Source organism: Commensalibacter sp. M0268, assembly GCF_016101925.1.
Classification (GTDB): Bacteria; Pseudomonadota; Alphaproteobacteria; order Acetobacterales; family Acetobacteraceae; genus Commensalibacter; species Commensalibacter melissae.
In genome coordinates this window covers 123,709-143,580 of the sequence record NZ_JACFPQ010000001.1, presented here as the reverse complement: position 1 = coordinate 143,580, position 19,872 = coordinate 123,709, and the positions used below count along the sequence as shown (strand labels likewise).

The 19,872-nt window shown below is 40.3% G+C and carries 15 protein-coding genes; 14 read left to right on the top strand and 1 reads right to left on the bottom strand.

The genetic code is table 11. The annotated features are described in order from the left end of the window. The first annotated feature begins 10 nt into the window (after nucleotides 1–10). The 12 genes from H3R28_RS00625 (at nucleotide 11) to ligA (ending at nucleotide 15,603) form a co-directional block, all read left to right on the top strand. Nucleotides 11–1,177, top strand: a complete 1,167-nt coding sequence (locus tag H3R28_RS00625) for an FtsW/RodA/SpoVE family cell cycle protein (RefSeq protein ID WP_198209371.1) — start codon at nucleotides 11–13, stop codon at nucleotides 1,175–1,177. Further along, nucleotides 1,174–2,280, top strand: coding sequence for an undecaprenyldiphospho-muramoylpentapeptide beta-N-acetylglucosaminyltransferase (gene murG, locus H3R28_RS00620; RefSeq protein WP_198209373.1), 1,107 nt, complete (start codon nucleotides 1,174–1,176; stop codon nucleotides 2,278–2,280). The genes H3R28_RS00625 and murG overlap by 4 nt, the downstream gene beginning before the upstream one ends. A gap of 23 nt (nucleotides 2,281–2,303) precedes the next feature. Continuing rightward, nucleotides 2,304–3,716: a UDP-N-acetylmuramate--L-alanine ligase gene (gene murC, locus H3R28_RS00615; protein WP_198209375.1), complete on the top strand. Its 1,413-nt coding sequence runs from the start codon at nucleotides 2,304–2,306 to the stop codon at nucleotides 3,714–3,716. A 17-nt stretch (nucleotides 3,717–3,733) separates the two neighbouring features. Beyond that, the gene (gene murB, locus H3R28_RS00610; RefSeq protein ID WP_198209377.1) at nucleotides 3,734–4,693 is read left to right on the top strand and encodes a UDP-N-acetylmuramate dehydrogenase; all 960 of its coding nucleotides are present in this window, start codon (nucleotides 3,734–3,736) and stop codon (nucleotides 4,691–4,693) included. Beyond that, nucleotides 4,683–5,636, top strand: coding sequence for a D-alanine--D-alanine ligase (locus H3R28_RS00605; RefSeq protein WP_198209379.1), 954 nt, complete (start codon nucleotides 4,683–4,685; stop codon nucleotides 5,634–5,636). Before murB ends, H3R28_RS00605 begins: the two co-directional genes overlap by 11 nt. Continuing rightward, nucleotides 5,624–6,511 (top strand): cell division protein FtsQ/DivIB, encoded by an 888-nt coding sequence (locus H3R28_RS00600; RefSeq protein ID WP_198209381.1) that lies wholly within the window; start codon nucleotides 5,624–5,626, stop codon nucleotides 6,509–6,511. Before H3R28_RS00605 ends, H3R28_RS00600 begins: the two co-directional genes overlap by 13 nt. A gap of 48 nt (nucleotides 6,512–6,559) precedes the next feature. Further along, nucleotides 6,560–7,930 carry a cell division protein FtsA gene (ftsA, locus tag H3R28_RS00595; RefSeq protein WP_232351186.1) on the top strand — a complete coding sequence of 457 codons (1,371 nt, stop codon included), beginning with the start codon at nucleotides 6,560–6,562 and terminating at the stop codon, nucleotides 7,928–7,930. A 76-nt stretch (nucleotides 7,931–8,006) separates the two neighbouring features. Continuing rightward, nucleotides 8,007–9,521: a cell division protein FtsZ gene (ftsZ, locus tag H3R28_RS00590; protein ID WP_198209385.1), complete on the top strand. Its 1,515-nt coding sequence runs from the start codon at nucleotides 8,007–8,009 to the stop codon at nucleotides 9,519–9,521. Between the two features lie 157 nt (nucleotides 9,522–9,678). Beyond that, nucleotides 9,679–10,710, top strand: a complete 1,032-nt coding sequence (gene lpxC, locus H3R28_RS00585) for a UDP-3-O-acyl-N-acetylglucosamine deacetylase (RefSeq protein ID WP_198209387.1) — start codon at nucleotides 9,679–9,681, stop codon at nucleotides 10,708–10,710. Between the two features lie 127 nt (nucleotides 10,711–10,837). Further along, nucleotides 10,838–11,728, top strand: coding sequence for an outer membrane protein assembly factor BamD (locus tag H3R28_RS00580; protein WP_110438476.1), 891 nt, complete (start codon nucleotides 10,838–10,840; stop codon nucleotides 11,726–11,728). 33 nt (nucleotides 11,729–11,761) lie between these two features. Next, nucleotides 11,762–13,471 (top strand): DNA repair protein RecN, encoded by a 1,710-nt coding sequence (gene recN, locus H3R28_RS00575; protein WP_198209389.1) that lies wholly within the window; start codon nucleotides 11,762–11,764, stop codon nucleotides 13,469–13,471. A 26-nt stretch (nucleotides 13,472–13,497) separates the two neighbouring features. Beyond that, the gene (gene ligA, locus H3R28_RS00570; protein WP_198209391.1) at nucleotides 13,498–15,603 is read left to right on the top strand and encodes an NAD-dependent DNA ligase LigA; all 2,106 of its coding nucleotides are present in this window, start codon (nucleotides 13,498–13,500) and stop codon (nucleotides 15,601–15,603) included. Between the two features lie 14 nt (nucleotides 15,604–15,617). Here ligA and H3R28_RS00565 read toward each other — a convergent pair whose 3' ends face one another. Further along, nucleotides 15,618–16,721, bottom strand: a complete 1,104-nt coding sequence (locus tag H3R28_RS00565) for a glycosyltransferase (protein ID WP_198209393.1) — start codon at nucleotides 16,719–16,721, stop codon at nucleotides 15,618–15,620. A gap of 272 nt (nucleotides 16,722–16,993) precedes the next feature. Between H3R28_RS00565 and H3R28_RS00560 the strand changes: the two genes are divergently transcribed. After that, entirely contained in the window at nucleotides 16,994–18,430 is a 1,437-nt protein-coding gene (locus H3R28_RS00560; RefSeq protein WP_198209394.1) for a catalase, read from the top strand. Between the two features lie 232 nt (nucleotides 18,431–18,662). Further along, nucleotides 18,663–19,811 carry an L-threonine dehydrogenase gene (gene yiaY, locus H3R28_RS00555; RefSeq protein ID WP_110438481.1) on the top strand — a complete coding sequence of 383 codons (1,149 nt, stop codon included), beginning with the start codon at nucleotides 18,663–18,665 and terminating at the stop codon, nucleotides 19,809–19,811. Nucleotides 19,812–19,872 lie beyond the last annotated feature (61 nt).

Sequence of the window (19,872 nt, the reverse complement as noted above, 5' to 3'; positions counted from 1 at the left end):
GAAATTTATCATGTCCAATGTTTCCCGTCTCGATAATTCATTACTGGCACGATGGTGGCGAAATATCGATCATTGGATGTTGGGAAGTGTCGGTTTGTTGATCGGGTTTGGCTATATTTTAATGCTGGCCGCCAGCCCTGCCGTTGCACAGAGAATTGGAGCATCACGAGACATGTTTATCTTTAAACAAATCATGTTCCTGAGTATTGCAGCCCTGATTATCATGGTTACCTCAATGCTGTCTGTGGAGGGGATAAAAAGACTTGGAATTATTGGAAGTTTTATTGCCATAGTGGCAACCGCCTATACCCTTGTTCATGGTATGGAAATCAAGGGGGCCCGTAGATGGATTGCCTTACCAATGATGTCTGTCCAGCCTTCTGAATTTTTAAAACCCTGCTTTGCGGTTTTAACGGCTTGGTTTTTAACTCGATGGAACAAACGATTTTATATTCCTAATCTTCTCATAACTTTTATTTTTTATGGTGTTATCCTTTTCCTTTTAAAATCTCAACCCGATATCGGCATGCTTGTCGTAATTACCGCTGTTTTGCTAACCCAGCTTTTCGTAAATGGTCTCAACCTGTTTTGGGTATTTTCTGCTTTTGGGGCCATGATTGCCGCTTTTATCGGTGCCTATACCGTTTTTCCACATGTACGTTCTCGTGTTGAACGCTTTCTTCATCCCAATGTTGGTGATCATTATCAGATTGACACCGCTCTGCGTGCGTTTGGAAATGGTGGAATGATGGGACGTGGACCGGGTGAAGGACGCGTGAAAGATCTCTTGCCCGATGCACATGCTGATTTTGTGTTTGCTGTTGCGGGTGAAGAATACGGAATGATTGTTTGCATGATTATTATTTTAATATTCTGTTTCATTGTTGTACGTTCTTTGTTAAAAATGATCAAGGAAGACAATCCTTTCATCATTTTGGCAACAACAGGCATCATTACCGGTTTTGGATTACAAGCTTTTATCAACATGGCCTCTACCCTTCACCTTATTCCAACAAAAGGCATGACCTTACCTTTCATCTCATACGGTGGTTCATCCGCCATGTCTGTTGCATTGGCCATTGGTATGGTGCTTGCTTTGACAAGACACAGGATAGAGGCCCCCAAATTTTCAAAAAATGGTTTCCAGCCATTCAGTAAGAGAAATTTAGTTCAATGAACAAACCTGCTATAGCCATTGCCGCAGGGGGAACAGGTGGTCATTTCTTCCCAGCCAAATCCCTTGCCCTACAGCTCACCAGACGAGATTATCCTGTGTTTTTTATGACGGATAAAAGGATTGAAGATCGAGAATTGGCTTCATGGCATGACATTCGTCAATTCGTTATTGATAGTGCTGGCATCAACAAAAAAACAATAATGAAAAAAATAGTTAATACCTTTTCCTTGATGAAGGGGATTATCGAGGCAAGAAAGATCCTGGTTCAGAATCACGTTTCTGCAATTGTCGGGTTTGGTGGATATCCTTCCATTCCGCCTCTTTTTGCAACACGATTATTATCCAAAAAAAATAGACCCATCATCATTCTTCATGAAGGTAACGCAATTATTGGCAAGGCCAATGCCTTTCTTGCACCTTTCGCCACCAAAATAGCGACATCTTTTCCTATCACGAAAGGGTTGTCCAATTCTGATAAAATAATAGTGACCGGTCTTCCCGTGCGACCTGATATCACCTCCCTTTATCCATCCGTTTATGAACCTCCTAAAGAAACAATTCATCTATTAATCTGGGGAGGATCTTTAGGAGCAAGAATTTTTGGTGAAATTGTTCCTTACGCTTTGGGAAATCTCTCTCTATCCTTACGTAAAAAACTGCGCATCACGCAACAGGTGCGTCAAGAAGATATTGAAACAATAACCCGATATTATCAGAAAAACGAAATAAAAGCAGAACTATCACCTTTTTTAACGAACATTGGAGATCTTTTACAAAAAGCCCACCTAGTAATTGGCCGATCAGGAGGATCATCCACGGCAGAACTTGCCCTGACTAACCGTCCGGCTATTTTAGTTCCCTATCCCCATGCCGCCAACAAGGAACAGTATTATAATGCCCAAATTCTTGAGAAAGAAGGAGCGGCATGGTTGATCAATCAACCTGATTTTACTGTTGCAAACCTAACGCAATTAATTAATGATTTGTTCAGCCATCCAGAAAAATTGCAAAAAGCTGCCTTATCCCATAAAACTGCCTATCCCAATGCGGCAAAAAATCTGGCTAATTTAATAGAGCGATCTGTTGCAAATCTATCATCCTAACTTCATTTAACAAGAGCATTTTCATGAGATCCCTTCCTCTTTCAATTGGTATCATTCATTTTGTCGGTATTGGTGGTATTGGCATGTCCGGTATTGCTGAAACTCTACATTATCTAGGCTATCATATTCAGGGTTCTGATATTGCGGAAAACGCTAATGTGGAAAGACTGCGTAAATTAAGCATTCCGATCAAAATTGGTCATAGGGCGGAAAACCTTGGAAAAGCTCAAGTTGTCGTTGTCTCTTCTGCCATTAATAAAGATAATCCAGAGGTTATAGAAGCCAGAGCTCATTTTATACCTGTTGTACAAAGAGCGGAAATGCTTGCGGAACTTATGCGGTTACGCTGGTCAATTGCTGTGGGCGGAACTCATGGAAAAACAACAACTACAAGCCTTATCGCAACATTGCTCGAATATGCCAAACTTGATCCAACAGTTATCAATGGCGGAATAATTGAAGCATACGGTACCAATACAAGAATGGGATCTGGAGACTGGATGGTTGTTGAGGCAGATGAAAGTGATGGCTCCTTTCTTCGCCTCCCCGTTGTTATAGCAGTTGTTACCAACATGGATCCAGAACATATGGATCATTGGGGAACAGTCGAGGCCATGGAAGATGCCTATCAGCAATTTGTTTCCCATATCCCCTTTTACGGTTTTGCTGTCTTATGTATTGATCATCCCAGCGTCCAAAAAATGTTACCCCGACTTTCAGACCGTCGTCTCATTACTTATGGTTTTTCCCCACAAGCTGATGTGCGGGCGGAAAAGGTTATTATGGATAAGTTAGGAACAACATTTAACGTTGTTTTTACAGATCGGCAAAAACAGATCAATCGACATCTTGGTCCGTTCCGTATTCCAATGCTCGGGCAGCATAATGTACAAAATGCCCTTGCCGCTATTGCCGTAGCCTTGGAAATGGATATCAGTGAAGACAACATTCGTTCTGCCTTTGCCGGTTTCAAGGGAGTGCAACGTCGTTTCACTCGTGTCGGGGAAGTCAACAAAATTACCATTATTGACGATTACGGACATCATCCCGTCGAAATTGCAGCGGTTTTGAAAGCTGCCAGACAGGCAACCACTCATAATGTCATTGCAGTCATTCAACCACACCGTTATTCAAGATTACAGAATTTATTTGCCGAATTCTGCTCCTGCATGAATGATGCCAGCACTGTCATTGTTGCTGATGTCTATCCAGCAGGAGAAATTCCTATTCCAGGTATCAATAAAGAAGCGCTTGTTGAAGGGTTGCGAGCGCATGGACATCAATCTGTCGTTGCATTGCCCCAACACGATCAATTGGCAGAAATGATTAATGCCATTGCCGAACCTGGAGATTTCGTTATCTGTTTGGGAGCAGGTTCCATTACAAATTGGGCCCATGCTTTGCCCGAACAATTAAAAGCCTTACAAAAAAAATGAAATAAAGGATAAAATTAATGTCTACGGGGCTTTTCACCAAAGAAGCAATTTCCGATTTATTACCCGAACTGAGGGGGCGCATAACCTACAATGCCCCGTTGAAAAACAGAAGCTGGTTTCGTGTAGGAGGTAATGCCGAAATCCTTATCAACCCCGCAGACACGGAAGATCTTGCCTATATTCTTAAAACAATGCCCTTGGAGTGGCCTTATTTTACCATAGGAGCCACCTCTAATCTTCTTATTCGTGACGGTGGGCTTCAAGGAATAAGTTTTCAATTGCGCAAGGGATTTCATGAAATTATTCCCGACCGTGAAGGACTTGTTGCAGGTGCAGCTTGTTTGGATATGACAATCGCGGAATATGCCGCCCAGCTTGGTTTAACAGGTATGGAATTCTTGAGTGGTATTCCCGGTAGTATTGGAGGGGCAGTCAAAATGAATGCAGGAGCCCATGGTTCCGATATTGCAACAATTATGGACTGGGCAGAAATACTTACTCGAAACGGAGATTTATTCCGTCTTTCCTCATCTGACCTAAAATTAAGCTATCGTCATTCTGTTTTACCACCCGATGGTATTGTCACTCGTGTAAGATTGCGGGGTAAACCCGGCAACAAAGATACCATACACAAAACAATGGACGAAATAAAAGCTCAACGCGAAAATTCACAGCCAATTCATTCAAGAACAGGTGGTTCCACTTTTCGCAACCCCTCACCGAATATTTCCTCTTACAAGGCCTGGGAACTTATCGATATGGTTAAAGGCAGAGGGCTTATCATGGGAGGGGCAAAAGTCAGTGAAAAACATTGTAATTTCTTAATCAATACAGGGGAAGCGACAGCTGGCGATCTTGAAAATTTAGGCGAGGAATTAAGAAAACGGGTTTTCAACGATTTTGGTATTGAACTTGAATGGGAAATAAAACGTATCGGAATACCTTATGCTCAAAGGGAAAATAAGTATGTCAGCTAAACGAGTAACCGTTCTGCGGGGAGGATTATCATCTGAACGAGAAGTCAGTCTGGCCAGTGGTAAGAATATAATCGAGGCATTGAATACGGCAGGCTATGAAGTAACGGATTTAATCGCCAACGATAATTTAAATGAAATTGTCAATTCACTGACCAAAAACCGTCCCGATGTTGTTTTTAATGCTCTGCATGGAAACTTTGGCGAAGATGGAGCCATTCAGGGTGTTTTGGAATGGTTGAATATACCCTACACCCATGGAAATATATGTTCCTCAGCAATCGCGATGAATAAAAAGATTACCCGTATTTTACTTCATGAAGCCGGTCTTCCGGTGGCTAAAGGTAAATCTGTTCCTATCACGCTATTGGATTCAGGGGATCCCTTACCTGTTCCATATGTGGTAAAACCCATTCAAGAAGGATCATCTGTAGGTGTTCATATCATCCAATCAAACGATGCCAGTATCCGACAGAAACAACGTGAAAAAATCGTAAAGGAATGGAACTTTGGTCAAGAGGCGCTGATTGAACAATTTATTCCAGGAAAAGAACTAACAGTCTGCGTGCTTGATGACAAAGCCCTTACCGTAACCGATATATCATCTGGAACACATATTTTTTACGATTATAACGCAAAATATCAAGCTGGACAATCAACCCATACTGTTCCCGCGGTTATACATCCGCAAGCTTTTCAGACAGCGTTAGACTATGCGCAAAAAGCTCATAAAATTCTAGGATGTGATTCTGTTTCCCGCACTGATTTTCGGTACGATAATCACAATGAAACACGAGACCAACCTGGTGATTTGTATATTCTGGAAGTAAATACACAACCCGGCATGACCAAAACTTCTCTGCTGCCAGAACAAGCCGCCTTTTGTGGGATAACCTATCCCGAACTATGTTCACATCTTGTGGAAAAAGCAAAATGTCGTACTTAAAAAGGCGACCGAATCATCAGGATGATCGTCCCTCAAAACAAAAAATAGCCTATCGCCGTTTGAAGCGAATGCTTCGTCCCTTTTTCTTTCTTCTTATCATCCTTGGGCTTTTTATCGGGGGTGGATGGGCCATTTATAAGTTCGCATCGGAACAGGAATTTTCACTTTTCAGAACAAAAACAGCCAAACTTGTTCCGATGAAACTGGCTCATATCATTATTGATGGCTGTAAACTGACCACTGAATATGAAATAAAACAGGCCCTTGGTATCAACATTGGTGATCCGATCCTTAATTTTTCCATCAAAGATGCGCAAAAACGCCTAAATGGCCTAACTTTTGTCAATTATGCCGTTATCAAACGTCAATTACCGGATACTTTAATTGTCCACATTATTGAACGCAGTCCCTTTGCCGTTTGGCAAAACCAAGGAAAATTCAAACTTATTGATAAAAAAGGAAACATTGTCAACGATCAGGGAATGAATGGAAAAGATGGACAGGCTTTTTTAAAACTTCCCTTGGTTGTCGGTATTGGTGCAAATACAACAGCTTCCGATTTGATCGACATTTTATCCGTTTATCCAGATATCAAAAATCGTATGGTGGCAGCCGTAAGAATCGGGAATAGACGCTGGAACCTAAATTTGAAGAATGGTACAATCATTTTACTTCCCGAAAATCAGGAAATTGCTGCCATTCAACGACTAGTTCAATATGAAAAACAGTTCCAGTTACTGGATCGTCCCCTGAAACATATTGATTTGCGTCTTCCCGACCGCTTAATCATACTAAAAGATAAAGAACCGACACCATCCAATCCTGAAAATGATAATCCGGAACCCTCTAATGACAATGACGAAAAAACACCTTGATCAAATCTTTTCTGGTATAATGTAATTCTTGAGGAAATGGTTAAGTGCATGAAACAACTGAATTATAAAACAAGTCAAGGAAATTCCCCCAATCATGCAAAGCAGACCATCGCTATTGCCCGATCCAGGCAATTAGTAAAAAGTAATATATTTCCCCCTGATGACTTACCCGAGCAAAAACAATTTTTACCCGGTGTTTTCGGTGTATTGGATATTGGCAGTACAAAAATCACCTGTCTAATTGGACAGGGTAAATCCAACGGAAAACTTAAAATTCTTGGATATGGATGGAGACGCTCTCATGGCGTAAAACAAGGTGGTATCATTAATCTTAAAAGTGCTGAACGTGCAATCCGTTCAGCCGTTGGACAGGCAGAAGAGGCAGCCGAGCGTCGGTTAAACAAAATTTATGTAAATCTTTCTGGCGGTAAACCTGACAGCCAGCTTTACAATATCGAATGGCCAATTGGCGGAAGAGAAATCAACAATCATGACATATACCGACTGGTTAACGAAGGAATTTTGAGAGCCCAAGTTGAAGGTCGTGAAATTATTCATGCCTTGCCTCTAAGTTTTAATGTTGATGAGACCGCTGGGGTTGAAGATCCCAGAGGACATCAATGTGAAATACTGAGTACAACATTACATATCATCAGCACTTCCGCCACATCCCTTAAAAATCTGGCAACCGTCTTAATGCGTTCTGAATTGGAAATTGAAAGCATCATATCCACCCCTCTAGCTGCTGGACTGGCAGTAATGGCACCAGACGAAAGGGATTTAGGCGCCACTATTGTGGACATGGGTGGCGGAACAACCTCTATTGGCATTTTCGGCGACAATCAACTTCTCTACACTTCACAAATTCCGATTGGTGGATCCCATATTACCAGGGATATAGCAGGTATTCTTTCAACCTCAATTGATACAGCAGAATGGCTTAAAACTAAATATGGCAGTGCTGAATATTCCTATAACGACGAATATCAGCAATTGCCCATTCAAATGATCGGTGACGATGATTACGAAATCATGACAAAAGTTCCGCTATCAAGAGTTATTTCTATTATCAGGCCACGGATAGAAGAAACACTTGAATTGATTCGAGACCGCCTGGATAATTCAAATATTGGCAAAGCAGCAAATGGCAGGGTTGTATTAACGGGAGGAGGTTCATTACTTGAAGGACTCGGTCCCTTAGCAGCCCGTATCCTGAACCGTCAAATCCGCTTGGGAAAACCCAACAATATTATAGGATTACCCAATGATAGTACAACCTCGGCTGCCTTTTCTACTGCTGCCGGTTTACTCTGCTGGGCGGCTGGCGAGGGAAGAACCCTTGCGGATCTCGATTTCTCGAATAAAAAAAACAATGGTTTCCTTAAAAAAATAATTGAGTTTATAAGGATACACATATAAATATTTTCTTTGTATAATAGTAACTTTCCATTGTAACCTTACACATAGTTTACGAAATATCGGTTCGAGGACATTCATGACACTCAATTTAACGATTCCACAGCCCGCTTATGAAGATTTCACCCCTCGTATTACTGTTATTGGTGTTGGTGGAGGGGGAACCAACGCTGTGGATAACATGATTTTATTGCATTTGAAAGGCGTAGAATTTGTTGTTGCCAATACCGATGCGCAACAATTGATGAACAGTCATGCTGATAATCGTATTCAATTAGGTCCCCATCTAACCCAAGGGCTGGGAGCTGGTGCAAAACCGGATATTGGTCGCGCAGCTGCAGAGGAAGCCGCTGATGAAATAGCCCGGCATCTTGACAATATTCACATGGTTTTTATCACTGCTGGGATGGGTGGTGGAACAGGAACCGGTGCCGCACCAGTCATTGCAAGAATGGCACGTGAACGTGGAATTCTGACCGTCGGAGTTGTCACTAAACCCTTTACCTTTGAAGGAATTCGCAGGGCTCGATTGGCGGAAGCTGGCATTGCCGAACTTCAACAATTTGTTGATACGCTGATCGTAATCCCAAACCAAAACCTCTTCCGTACAGCAACTGAAAATACAACATGGAAAGATGCTTTCAAAATGGCGGATGAAGTGTTGTATATGGGGGTTAAAGGGGTGACAGATCTTATGATGTCGCCTGGACTTGTCAATCTTGATTTTGCCGATATCAGAACAGTCATGGCTGAAATGGGTAAGGCTATGATGGGAACAGGAGAGGTGGAAGGTGAAAATCGGGCTATCCGTGCAGCAGAGGAAGCCATTTCCAATCCATTGCTTGAAGATACGTCTATGGCTGGGGCAAAAGGATTGTTGATTAACATTACGGGCGGTGATGATCTGACTCTGTTTGAAGTCGATCAGGCAGCCAACCGTATTCGTGAAGAAGTTGCCGAAGATGCCAATATTATTTTTGGGTCCGCCATTGATGAGAACCTGACAGGAAAAATTCGTGTATCAGTGGTAGCAACCGGCATAGACAGCCCGGTGCAATATGAAAAGCAATCTCAAACTGTACAACAAGAGCAGCAGATATCTTCAAACGATACCGCACAATCAAAAGATTCAGATAACGCACAAACAGATACACCTTCTGAAAATAATCAGACACAGTTTGATACAGAAAAAAAATCGGATGAATCTTCTTTAAATGTATCATCTGAGGCCAAAGCATCATTTGATCAATCGAAAGAAAAGAATCAAACAAATTTTTCTGATGATCCAACCCCTCCCTCCCCTGATTCTGTCCCAGAACGTGTGTCAAAAACATCACCACGTTCAGGTTTATTTTCAGATTCACGTCATCAGGAACCCGAAACTAACACTGCTCCCTCACGCAGTCTTTTTGGTATTGTTACCGGTGCCTTACGAGGAAGAAGCAATAATGGTTCACCTTCCTATCATCAAAAAAAGAATGAACCCTCTGTCTCCAATAGTGAGAATTCCAACAAAAATGACCAGAAAAGTCAATTTTCAGCTGAAGAAGCAAGCTTGGATATACCGGCTTTTCTTCGTAGAAAATCAAGATAATATTATTTATTAGAGGCTTCAAAAGTTTTGAAGCCTCTAATAAAATATCAAATGCGTAACACTATGCAATAATCTTTGACTAGTATTCCCTTACTAAAAATTATAATGAAATTCATGTGAGTTATTAAATCTTGGTAATTATTTAGAGGAGAAAACTATGAATTATCCGCAGGTTCTACCCACTTCAAAAAAGGTAAACATCGCATATAATTCATTGCTATCTTCCAAATTTACAAATAATATAAACTTATTCTCGCAATATACCCTTGCCTCTCCTGTTAATTTCTCAGGAATGGGATTGCACACAGGCAAGTTGGTTCATGTAAAATTGATTCCAGCCCCAGTAGGAACAGGAATTGTATTTTTTAGAACAGATCTTGATGACACACCAATTCCAGCCCATTATAATAATGTTATTGATACAAGTCTTAGCACGGTTATTGCTTCTCCGAATAACCCAAATATCAGAATAGGAACGGTCGAACATATTATGTCTGCGCTGGCAGGCTATCAAATTAACAATCTTTTTATCGAATGCAATGGGCCTGAAATGCCCGTTTTGGATGGATCTGCCGCCAAATTCACCACGCTTCTACATAAGGCTGGCCGACAATCTCTTTATGCAGACAAACCCGCCATACAAATTATGAAACCTGTTCGGGTAGAGTATAACGACGCTTTTGCTGAATTTCATCCATCATCCGAAAATCAACTATCATTGTCATTAACGATTGATTTTCCAAATTCTCTGATTGGAAAACAAACCTTTGACATGGATCTAACCCCCCAGAATTTTCAAAGAGAAATAGCCTTCTGTAGAACATTCACCTTTAAAAAAGAAATAGATACACTTCATAAAATGGGTTTGGCAAAAGGGGGTAGCCTACAAAATGCCATTGTTGTTGATGACGGAAAAATTCTAAATCCGGAAGGATTATACTGTCCAAATGAATTTGTCAAACATAAAATGCTTGATGCCATAGGCGATTTATCTTTGGCAGGCTACCGACTGTATGGAAAATTTATTGGATATAAATCAGGACATAAGCTAAACAATATGTTACTTCACGCTTTGATGAAACAAACAGATGCATGGCGCTTTCAATTTTCCCATCAATTATCAGGCAGGGTTTACCATGATTCCCAGGTCATTTCTCTAGACAGATATCCTCTCAGACAAGAAACATAAAAACCTCACCTGCAAAACAAAATTTAATTTTACTAAATTAAAATCTTCCTCTTTCTTTCTTCCATGTTATAAAAGAAACATTATTTTTATTTTGTGCCATTTTATAGAATAGAAAGTCGTTAAAACTGTGGATACAGTGAATCAAAAACGTTATTTTTATCCAATACGACATTTTTTCCCATTATTACTTGCGACGAGTCTCGTTGCATGTGGTGGCGGTCATAAAGATCAAAAAAAGTTGAATGATAATTCAGCAGCAACATATCAGGAAAATACTCCTGAACAACTGTACAACAACGGTATAGATGGCATCAAGATTAGGAAATACAAATTAGCCACTAAACAATTCGAGTTATTACAGGAGAATTTCCCTTATTCAGGCTATACCCCTAATGCCCAACTAATGGAAGGATATGCTTATTATCTGCAAAATAAGTATCCGGAAGCGGTAAAACAATTGGAAACCTATTTACAGCTTCATCCAAATAGCCCAGATGCACCCTATGCCTTTTATCTTCGCGCCTTATGTTATTACGAACGCATTTCAGATGTCACAAGAGATCAGCAAGGCACAATGGAAGCGCTTAGTGCCTTGAATGATGTAGTAAGCCGTTTTCCCGGAACCTCCTATGCCCGTGATGCACAGCTCAAGATTGACTTATGCCGTGACCATCTCGCCGGTAAAGAAATGCTCATCGGACGCTTTTATGAACAGCAAAAAAACTATGAGGCCGCTGTTACCCGTTATCAACGGGTTATTTTAGACTATCAAACGACCAACCATGTAGCAGAAGCATTACATCGTCTCGTTGAAGTCTCCTTAAAATTGGGACTTACAGATCAAGCCCGTAAGACAGCGTCTGTATTGGGATATAACTATCCCAACAGTCACTGGTATCGCTATACATATAATGATTTAAGAAAATATCACCTTGTTTCAGAACAAACAGCCAAACCAACCAGTAAAAAACCAGGATTCTTCAAACGAATGTGGTATTCGCTCACTTCTATTTTTTAATAAAACATCCCTGTTTTATATACTGAAGCCCCAATGTTAATACAACTCTCTATACGTAATGTTGTTTTAATTGAAAAGCTGGATTTAACCTTCGATCAGGGACTTACGGTTTTTACTGGAGAAACAGGGGCAGGCAAATCTATTTTACTAGATAGCCTTGCCTTAACATTAGGTGAAAGAGCAAGCTCTTCCTTGATCAGGACTGGATCAAATCAGGCTTCGGTCACAGCTTGTTTTGAAATCGAGAAAACGCATCCTGTCTATCAGCAATTACAATTACAAGGTTATGAAATTCCGGAAATAACCGATCAGCCATTGGTCATTCGTCGTATTATTTCACAGGATGGACGTTCACGCGCCTATGTTAATGATCAGCTTATCAGTCTTAATTTTTTACAAAAAATTGGTCAACTACTTATCGAGATACAGGGACAGCACTCGCAAATTGGTCTAATGGATATGCGAAATCATCTTTCTCTTCTCGATAATTTTGGCACTCCACTAAACTTATTGAATGAAACTCGCAAAACCTATTATCAATGGACTGAAACAACAGCAAAACTTGCCGCTCTTAAAAAAAATCTTGAAGAAACATTACATGAAGAAAAATGGTTACGAGAATCAGTTGAGGAATTAAAAAATCTTTCTCCACAAGCTGAAGAGGAACAAGAGCTTGTTCATAAAAGACGATCATTACAACAAAATGAAAGACATCTGGAATTACTGATTTCTGCTCTTAATCAGCTTGCTCCCCAGGACCGTAAAAATAACCAGCCTTCCCAAGTCTTGCTAAATGCAAGCAAAACTCTTCAACGTCTCTTATCCAATTCTGAAAACACTTCATTTTCCGAATCTAATAAATCCATTCAAGCAGCATTGGAAGCGATCACTCAAGCAGAAGAATCTTTAGCGGAAGCGGAAACAACACTTTCACAGCTTGTAAACACGATTGAAATTGATCCTCAACAAATTGATGAAATAGAGGAACGATTATTCTCCCTACGCGGCGCAAGCCGAAAATACGGCGTGACTATTGATGAATTGTCCCATCTGCTTCAAGAATTTGAAATAAAACTCAATCAACTAGATATTGGAACAACACAAATCAAGACCCTCGAAATAGAAGTTAATCAACACCGCCAAAAATTTGAGGAAGCCGCCGAAGCACTATCACAACATAGACAGAAAATTGCCAAAAAGTTGGAACAAGCTGTTACTGCCGAATTAAAACCCTTAAAACTGGAACGCGCAAAATTCCTCGTATCTTTGAAGCCACTTAACAGAGACGCATGGAATCAAAACGGTAAGGAACAAATCGAGTTTTTGATTGCAGCCAATCCCGGTGTCCCTCCTGCCCCTTTGAACAAGGCCGCTTCCGGCGGGGAACTTTCCAGACTTTTATTGGCTTTAAAAGTTGTTTTAAGCCAAAAGTCTACCTTATCAGCGCTGATTTTTGATGAAATTGATTCCGGTGTTGGCGGGGCGACCGCTTCGGCAATCGGTGAAAAATTACATCATGTCGCTCAAACTATGCAGGTATTTGCAGTCACACACAGCCCTCAGGTTGCTGCCAGTGGAGATACACAATTTCAAATTAGCAAATTAATTAAAAATGGCGTAACCTATACCACAACAAAATGCCTGAATTCAAACGAGCGTAAAGAGGAAATCGCCCGTATGCTTGCTGGAAACCAGATTACTGACGCTGCCCGTTCCGCCGCAGATAGCTTACTAAATAAATAATAATAAAAAATTAAGTACTCAAAATTATGCAAAAATTTAAAACTGATTTTCACCAGATTTCCATATCTGAACTATCTTCCGAACAGGCTCAAAAAGAACTGTCACAACTTTCCAATTTATTAAAATCATTGGATCACGCATATTACAATCAAAACGAACCTTTGGTGGAAGATGCGACCTACGATAAATTGCGCCAAAGATATAACAAGATCGAACTCCTTTTCCCACAATTCAGACAAAAAGACAGTATTAGCCAAAAGGTTGGAATCAAACCGACGGGAGGATTACAGAAATGTAAACATCTAATACCCATGCTTTCCCTTGATAATGTATTTGATATTAGAGAATTTGAAGATTTCATAAAACGAATCCAGCGTTATCTTGATCTCAAACCCGAGGAACTTGATAATCTTCATTTTGTTGCAGAACCAAAAATTGATGGATTATCCATTAACCTTACCTATAAACATGGCAAACTAATCCAAGCCAGCACACGTGGTGATGGAACGACGGGAGAGGATGTTACCGAAAATGTCAAAACATTGCGGAACCTACCCTTGACACTTACAGAAAATTATCCAGACACAATTGAAATTCGGGGAGAGGTTTATATCTCCAAGCAAGATTTTTTCAATTTAAATGAAGAACAAGAAAAAAATAACAAACGTCTTTTTGCCAATCCAAGGAATGCCGCAGCCGGCTCTCTCAGACAACTTGACCCTGAAATTACACGCTCAAGACCCCTTTCCCTATTTGTGTATGCACAGGGTTATTCAGATAAATCAATCGCGGACACACATGAACATTTTTTAGAACGCTTACAGCAATGGGGCTTCACCGTTAATCCCTTATTCAAGGTTGTTAAAAATGCCTGGGAAGCGGAAGAATTTCAACAGTCCATTATCCATCAGCGTTCCGGATTGCCCTACGATATTGATGGAGTGGTTTATAAAATCAATTCTGTCACCTTACAAAACCGATTGGGATTTATCGGACGATCCCCACGCTGGGCAACTGCATGGAAATTCCCGGCGGAACAGGCAACAACCCGCATAAAAAAAATCGAGATTCAGGTTGGACGTACGGGCGCTTTAACGCCTGTGGCCCTCCTTGAACCCGTAAATGTTGGTGGCGTTATCGTAACAAGAGCCACGCTTCATAATGAAGATGAAATAATCCGTAAGGATATCAGGGAACATGACCAGGTCATTATACAACGTGCCGGTGATGTAATTCCCCAAATTTTGCGAGTTGATGTATCCTGCAATTCTCAAAATCGTGCAGCGCCTTTTATATTCCCCACACATTGCCCTGTTTGTGGAGCTATTGCTGAAAAACCAAAAAACGAAGCTGTAAGTCGTTGCACAGGTGGATTGTCCTGCAAAGCCCAGATTGAGGAACGATTAATTCATTTTTGCTCTAAGGATGCTTTCAATATCGAAGGTATGGGGGAAAAAACCGTTCTCGATTTTTTCCGTATGGATTTAATCGAACAACCTGCAGACATCTTTCGTTTATATCAACATCAACAAACTATACTAAAACTTGAAGGCTGGGGAGAGCTTTCTTTAAAAAACCTTTTAACCGCCATTGACCAGCATAGAAGGATTTCACTGGACCATTTTATTTATTCCCTTGGAATTCGAAGGATAGGGCTTACAACAGCCAAAATTCTGGCCAGATACTATACATCATATACCAACTGGAAAGAACAAATGCTGGCCGCCCGGCAAACTGGCTCTGAAGAAAGATTGGTATTGGGTTCCATTGAGGGAATTGGTCCTGCAATCGCAGATGAAATTGTTGCGTTCTTTACCGAAACGCATAATTTGACAACCCTGCAGGATCTTGAAAAGGAACTGACCATTCAGGATGTGCAGTATCAGCAAACAGGAAAACTTGTCGGTAAAACAATTGTTTTTACAGGAACCCTATCTTCCATGACACGTTCCGAAGCTAAAAATATTGCTGAACGGCTTGGGGCAAAAGTAACAAGTTCCGTTTCACAAAAAACCGATTTCGTGATCGAGGGCACAGATGGTGGCAGTAAAGCACGAAAAGCAAAAGAACTTGGTTTGCAATGTCTCGATGAACAAGAATGGAATGAATTGATTGGATCTGAAAAAACATAATAATCAAACAAGATTTATTTCAAATATCTTGGTAAAATATTCTCTTCAATATGATTTAAAATAAACCTGCCGGAAGCTTCAAAACTTTCCTCACTGTAATGCTGTTGCATATATTGACGTGCATTAGCAGCATAATACTGTGTTTTGCTTGGATTATGATAATATTCCAGAATTTGTTTAGCTAAAAGTTCTGGAGAATTTTTATCAATTAATGTTCCAATTGGATTATTCCTGAAAGCACTCCGCATCTCCCCAACATTTGTTGAAATAACCGGAATACCGACTGCCAAAGCTTCATGAACGGCAATACATAAGCCTTCATAAACAGAAGTTTGCAAATATAAATGAAGTTTTGATAAAAAATTCATGACATCATCTGAAAAACCGATCAATTCGACATTATCCACTTTTAATAAATGAATAAGGTTTTTCAAATGCCGTTCCTCCTTTCCCGATCCAGCAATGGATAATTTTATCCGTTTTCCAACCTCGGGATAATGATGGTTAATGTAAGCCATAGCCCTGATCATTAAGGGAAAATTTTTTACGGTATGTAAACGCCCAACTGAACCAATATGAAATACCCCTTTGCCATTCCATACTGAACCTATAGGTAGATTGTGGGGAATTTTAAATAAAGACCAGATTTTTATACGATTTTCAGGAACTTTCATTTTCGATTTCAAAAAATTGGCAACTCCTGTTGAGTCAGCAATCCAAAGCCGACTTAATCGCTGCATCAGAATTGTTTTGATTAATCTCAAAGAATAGCTGTTTGCACTATGTTTCCAACTAACAACCGGAATCCGGTTCCATAACCCCACCAATTGGCCGTCCACCGTCGCACGTGTCAATGACGTCCATATAACATCGGGAGGGGAACGTTTTACAATTTGGTTGAAATGAAAAGTGGATTTATATCTATTTTCATTATTTCCTGATAATAAACGGTAAGAAATATTACTTTTTTTAAATAAATCAACAGTTTCCATATTTCTCGGTATACAGCCGAACAATTCAACGGAATGCCCCAGTTTCTTGAATAAATTTATCAGATCAGGAATTACGAATTCAGCCCCACCCCCATCAAAACTGCTAACAATATAATATATCTTCATATAGATAACCGAAACAATAATTACAAAACATACTGATCTTACCAACCTTTTACAGAAGATTACGTTATTTGCCAATATCAATATAAAATATTAACAAATAAATAAATAATTATTAATTATCCTTAATAAAAACATAAAACAGGCAAGTAATAATCCAATAATATATTTAAAACTCAAATAGTTACTTTTGAATTATTGATTGTATGATACAATTATTGGGTCAAGAAAATAACAATTGGCTTATGAAACAAAAATAAAATAAGGAGCTACAAATGAGTAAAAATGTTTTTACTACAGCTGAAGGTATTCCTGTTCCCGATAACCAGAATTCCAGAACCTCTGGACCTCGTGGTCCAATTCTATTGGATGATTTCCATCTGGTTGAGAAACTTGCTCATTTTAACCGTGAAGTTATACCCGAACGACGTGTTCATGCCAAAGGGGCGGCCGCTCACGGAAAATTTGTAGTTACCCAAGATATAACCAGATATAGCTGTGCCAAAATATTTAGCGAAATAGGTAAAGAAACCCCGATGTTTGCACGCTTCTCACAAGTTGCAGGCGAAAGGGGATCAGCCGATACGGTAAGGGATCCACGCGGTTTTGCCTTGAAATTCTACACTGAAGATGGAAACTGGGATCTTGTCGGAAACAACACTCCCGTGTTTTTTATTCGTGACCCCCTGAAATTCCCCGATTTCATCCGTACCCAGAAAAGGGATCCTCAATCCAATCTAAAAGATCCCAATTTTCAATGGGACTTTTGGTCTTTATCTCCCGAGGCCCTGCATCAGGTCATGATCCTTTTCTCTGACCGGGGTATTCCCGCCAGCTATCGATGCATGCATGGTTATGGAAGCCACACTTTCAGTCTAATCAATAAGGATAATGTCCGCACTTGGGTAAAATGGCATTTCAGAACAGAACAGGGTGTTAAAAATCTTGATCCTAAAAAAGCTGGAGAATTAGCCGGTTCCAATCCGGATTACCTTACCGAGGATTTATTCAATGCAATCAAGGAGGGCCATTTCCCAAGATGGAAAGCCTATATACAGGTTATGTCGATTGAACAGGCAAAGAATCACAGGGATAATCCTTTCGATGTTACCAAAGTTTGGTCACAAAAAGAATTCCCATTGCATGAAGTTGGATATTTTGAATTGGATCGTAATCCAGGAAATTATTTTGCCGAGGTAGAACAGGCGGCCTTTTCCCCTGGCAACGTTGTTCCCGGCATAGGCGTTTCCCCGGACAAAATGTTGCAAGGACGTATATTTGCCTATGCTGATGCCGCACGGTACCGGGTTGGAACAAATCATCAGCTGCTGCCCATCAATGCCGCAAAAAGCCCTGTAAACAATTACCAAAGAGATGGATATATGCGTTTTGATGATAATGGAGGCGGAATGACAAACTATGAGCCAAACAGCGATCCAGATGCACCAAAACAAACGAACACTCCTGAAAACTATTTCCCGGATTATACATCCGGTGAAGGGGGAAGATACGACAACCGCGTTGACCAGGACTATTACAGTTATCCAAGGGCCTTGTTTCATTTGATGAAACCAGAACAAAAGAGTCTGTTGATCAATAATTTTGTTGAATCCCTGCAAATGGTTCGAAAGGATATTCAAAAACGCGTGTTGGAACACTTCCAGAAAATTGACCCGGAACTGGAACAAAAAGTAGCAACGGGTCTAAAATGACAAAGTAATCATCCGATTTTTCAAATATAGAAATTAATATTTGGTTTTTTAAAGTAATCCCTTGATTAAAACCCATAATCGGGGGATTATAATTTTGTAAAATTTACAAACATACTTAATAAAAAGAGCGCGACTCTTCCCCTTATTTACTTAGAGTAAAGACTTTAATTTTATTAAATTACTCTTATATATCTCTAAGAAACTATAATGGTGATAAAGGATATACAATATTATGAGTACTACATTCTTTCTTCCACCTGTAAATATTATTGGTAAAAACGCCTTACAAGACGCTATTTCCCACATTCAGGGACATGGTCTCAAGCATGGCCTTATCGTTACAGATTCATTTCTAAGCAAAAACGGAGTAGTCAAAAAAATTGCTGATATGCTTGATCAGCAAGGAATTAAAACAAATGTTTTTGATGGCACCCATCCCAATCCTACCGTAACAAATGTTAATGACGGATTAAAAATACTCAAAGAAAATAATTGTGATTTCGTTATTTCCCTTGGGGGTGGTTCTCCGCATGATTGTGCCAAAGGGATTGCCCTGCTTGCCACCAATGGTGGTGAAATCAAAAATTATGAGGGAATTGACAAATCCAACAAACCTCAACTTCCATTAATCGCAATCAACACAACGGCTGGAACAGCCAGTGAAATAACCCGTTTTTGCATTATCACGGATGAAACACGCCATGTTAAAATGGCTATCATTACACCTCATGTAACACCTATTTTGTCTGTCAATGATCCCGCTTTAATGGCGGGTATGCCTCCCGGACTGACTGCTGCGACAGGTATGGATGCTCTGACTCATGCAGTTGAAGCCTATGTTTCCACTGCCGCCACACCCATCACAGATGCGTGTGCCTTGAAGGCCGTAACCCTAATCGAAGAAAATCTGCGCAATGCAGTTAAAAATGGCCAGGACATGCAAGCTCGTGAGAATATGGCCTATGCAGAACTGCTCGCAGGAATGGCATTCAATAACGCATCCTTGGGATATGTCCACGCAATGGCACATCAGCTTGGTGGTTTTTATGGTTTGCCACATGGGGTTTGTAATGCAGTACTGTTGCCTCACGTTCAGGAATACAACCTCCCCAAATGTGCCGCTCGTTTAAAAGATATTGCAAAGGCAATGAATATTGATGTTAGTAGCATGAATGATGAGGAAGGCGCCAAAGCCTGTATCGCGGCTATTCGCAGCCTCTCAAAAGATATTAACATTCCTGCCAATCTGACAGAACTCAAGGTTCAGGAAAAAGATATTCCCACCTTGACTGCCAATGCGCTTAAGGATGCTTGCGCCCTGACCAATCCCCGTCAGGGAAATGCTGAAGAAGTTGCGGCAATCTTTAAATCAGCAATGTAATTAATAAATTCATAACTTAAAAAAACAGGATATGGATAACCATATCCTGTTTTTTTATCAT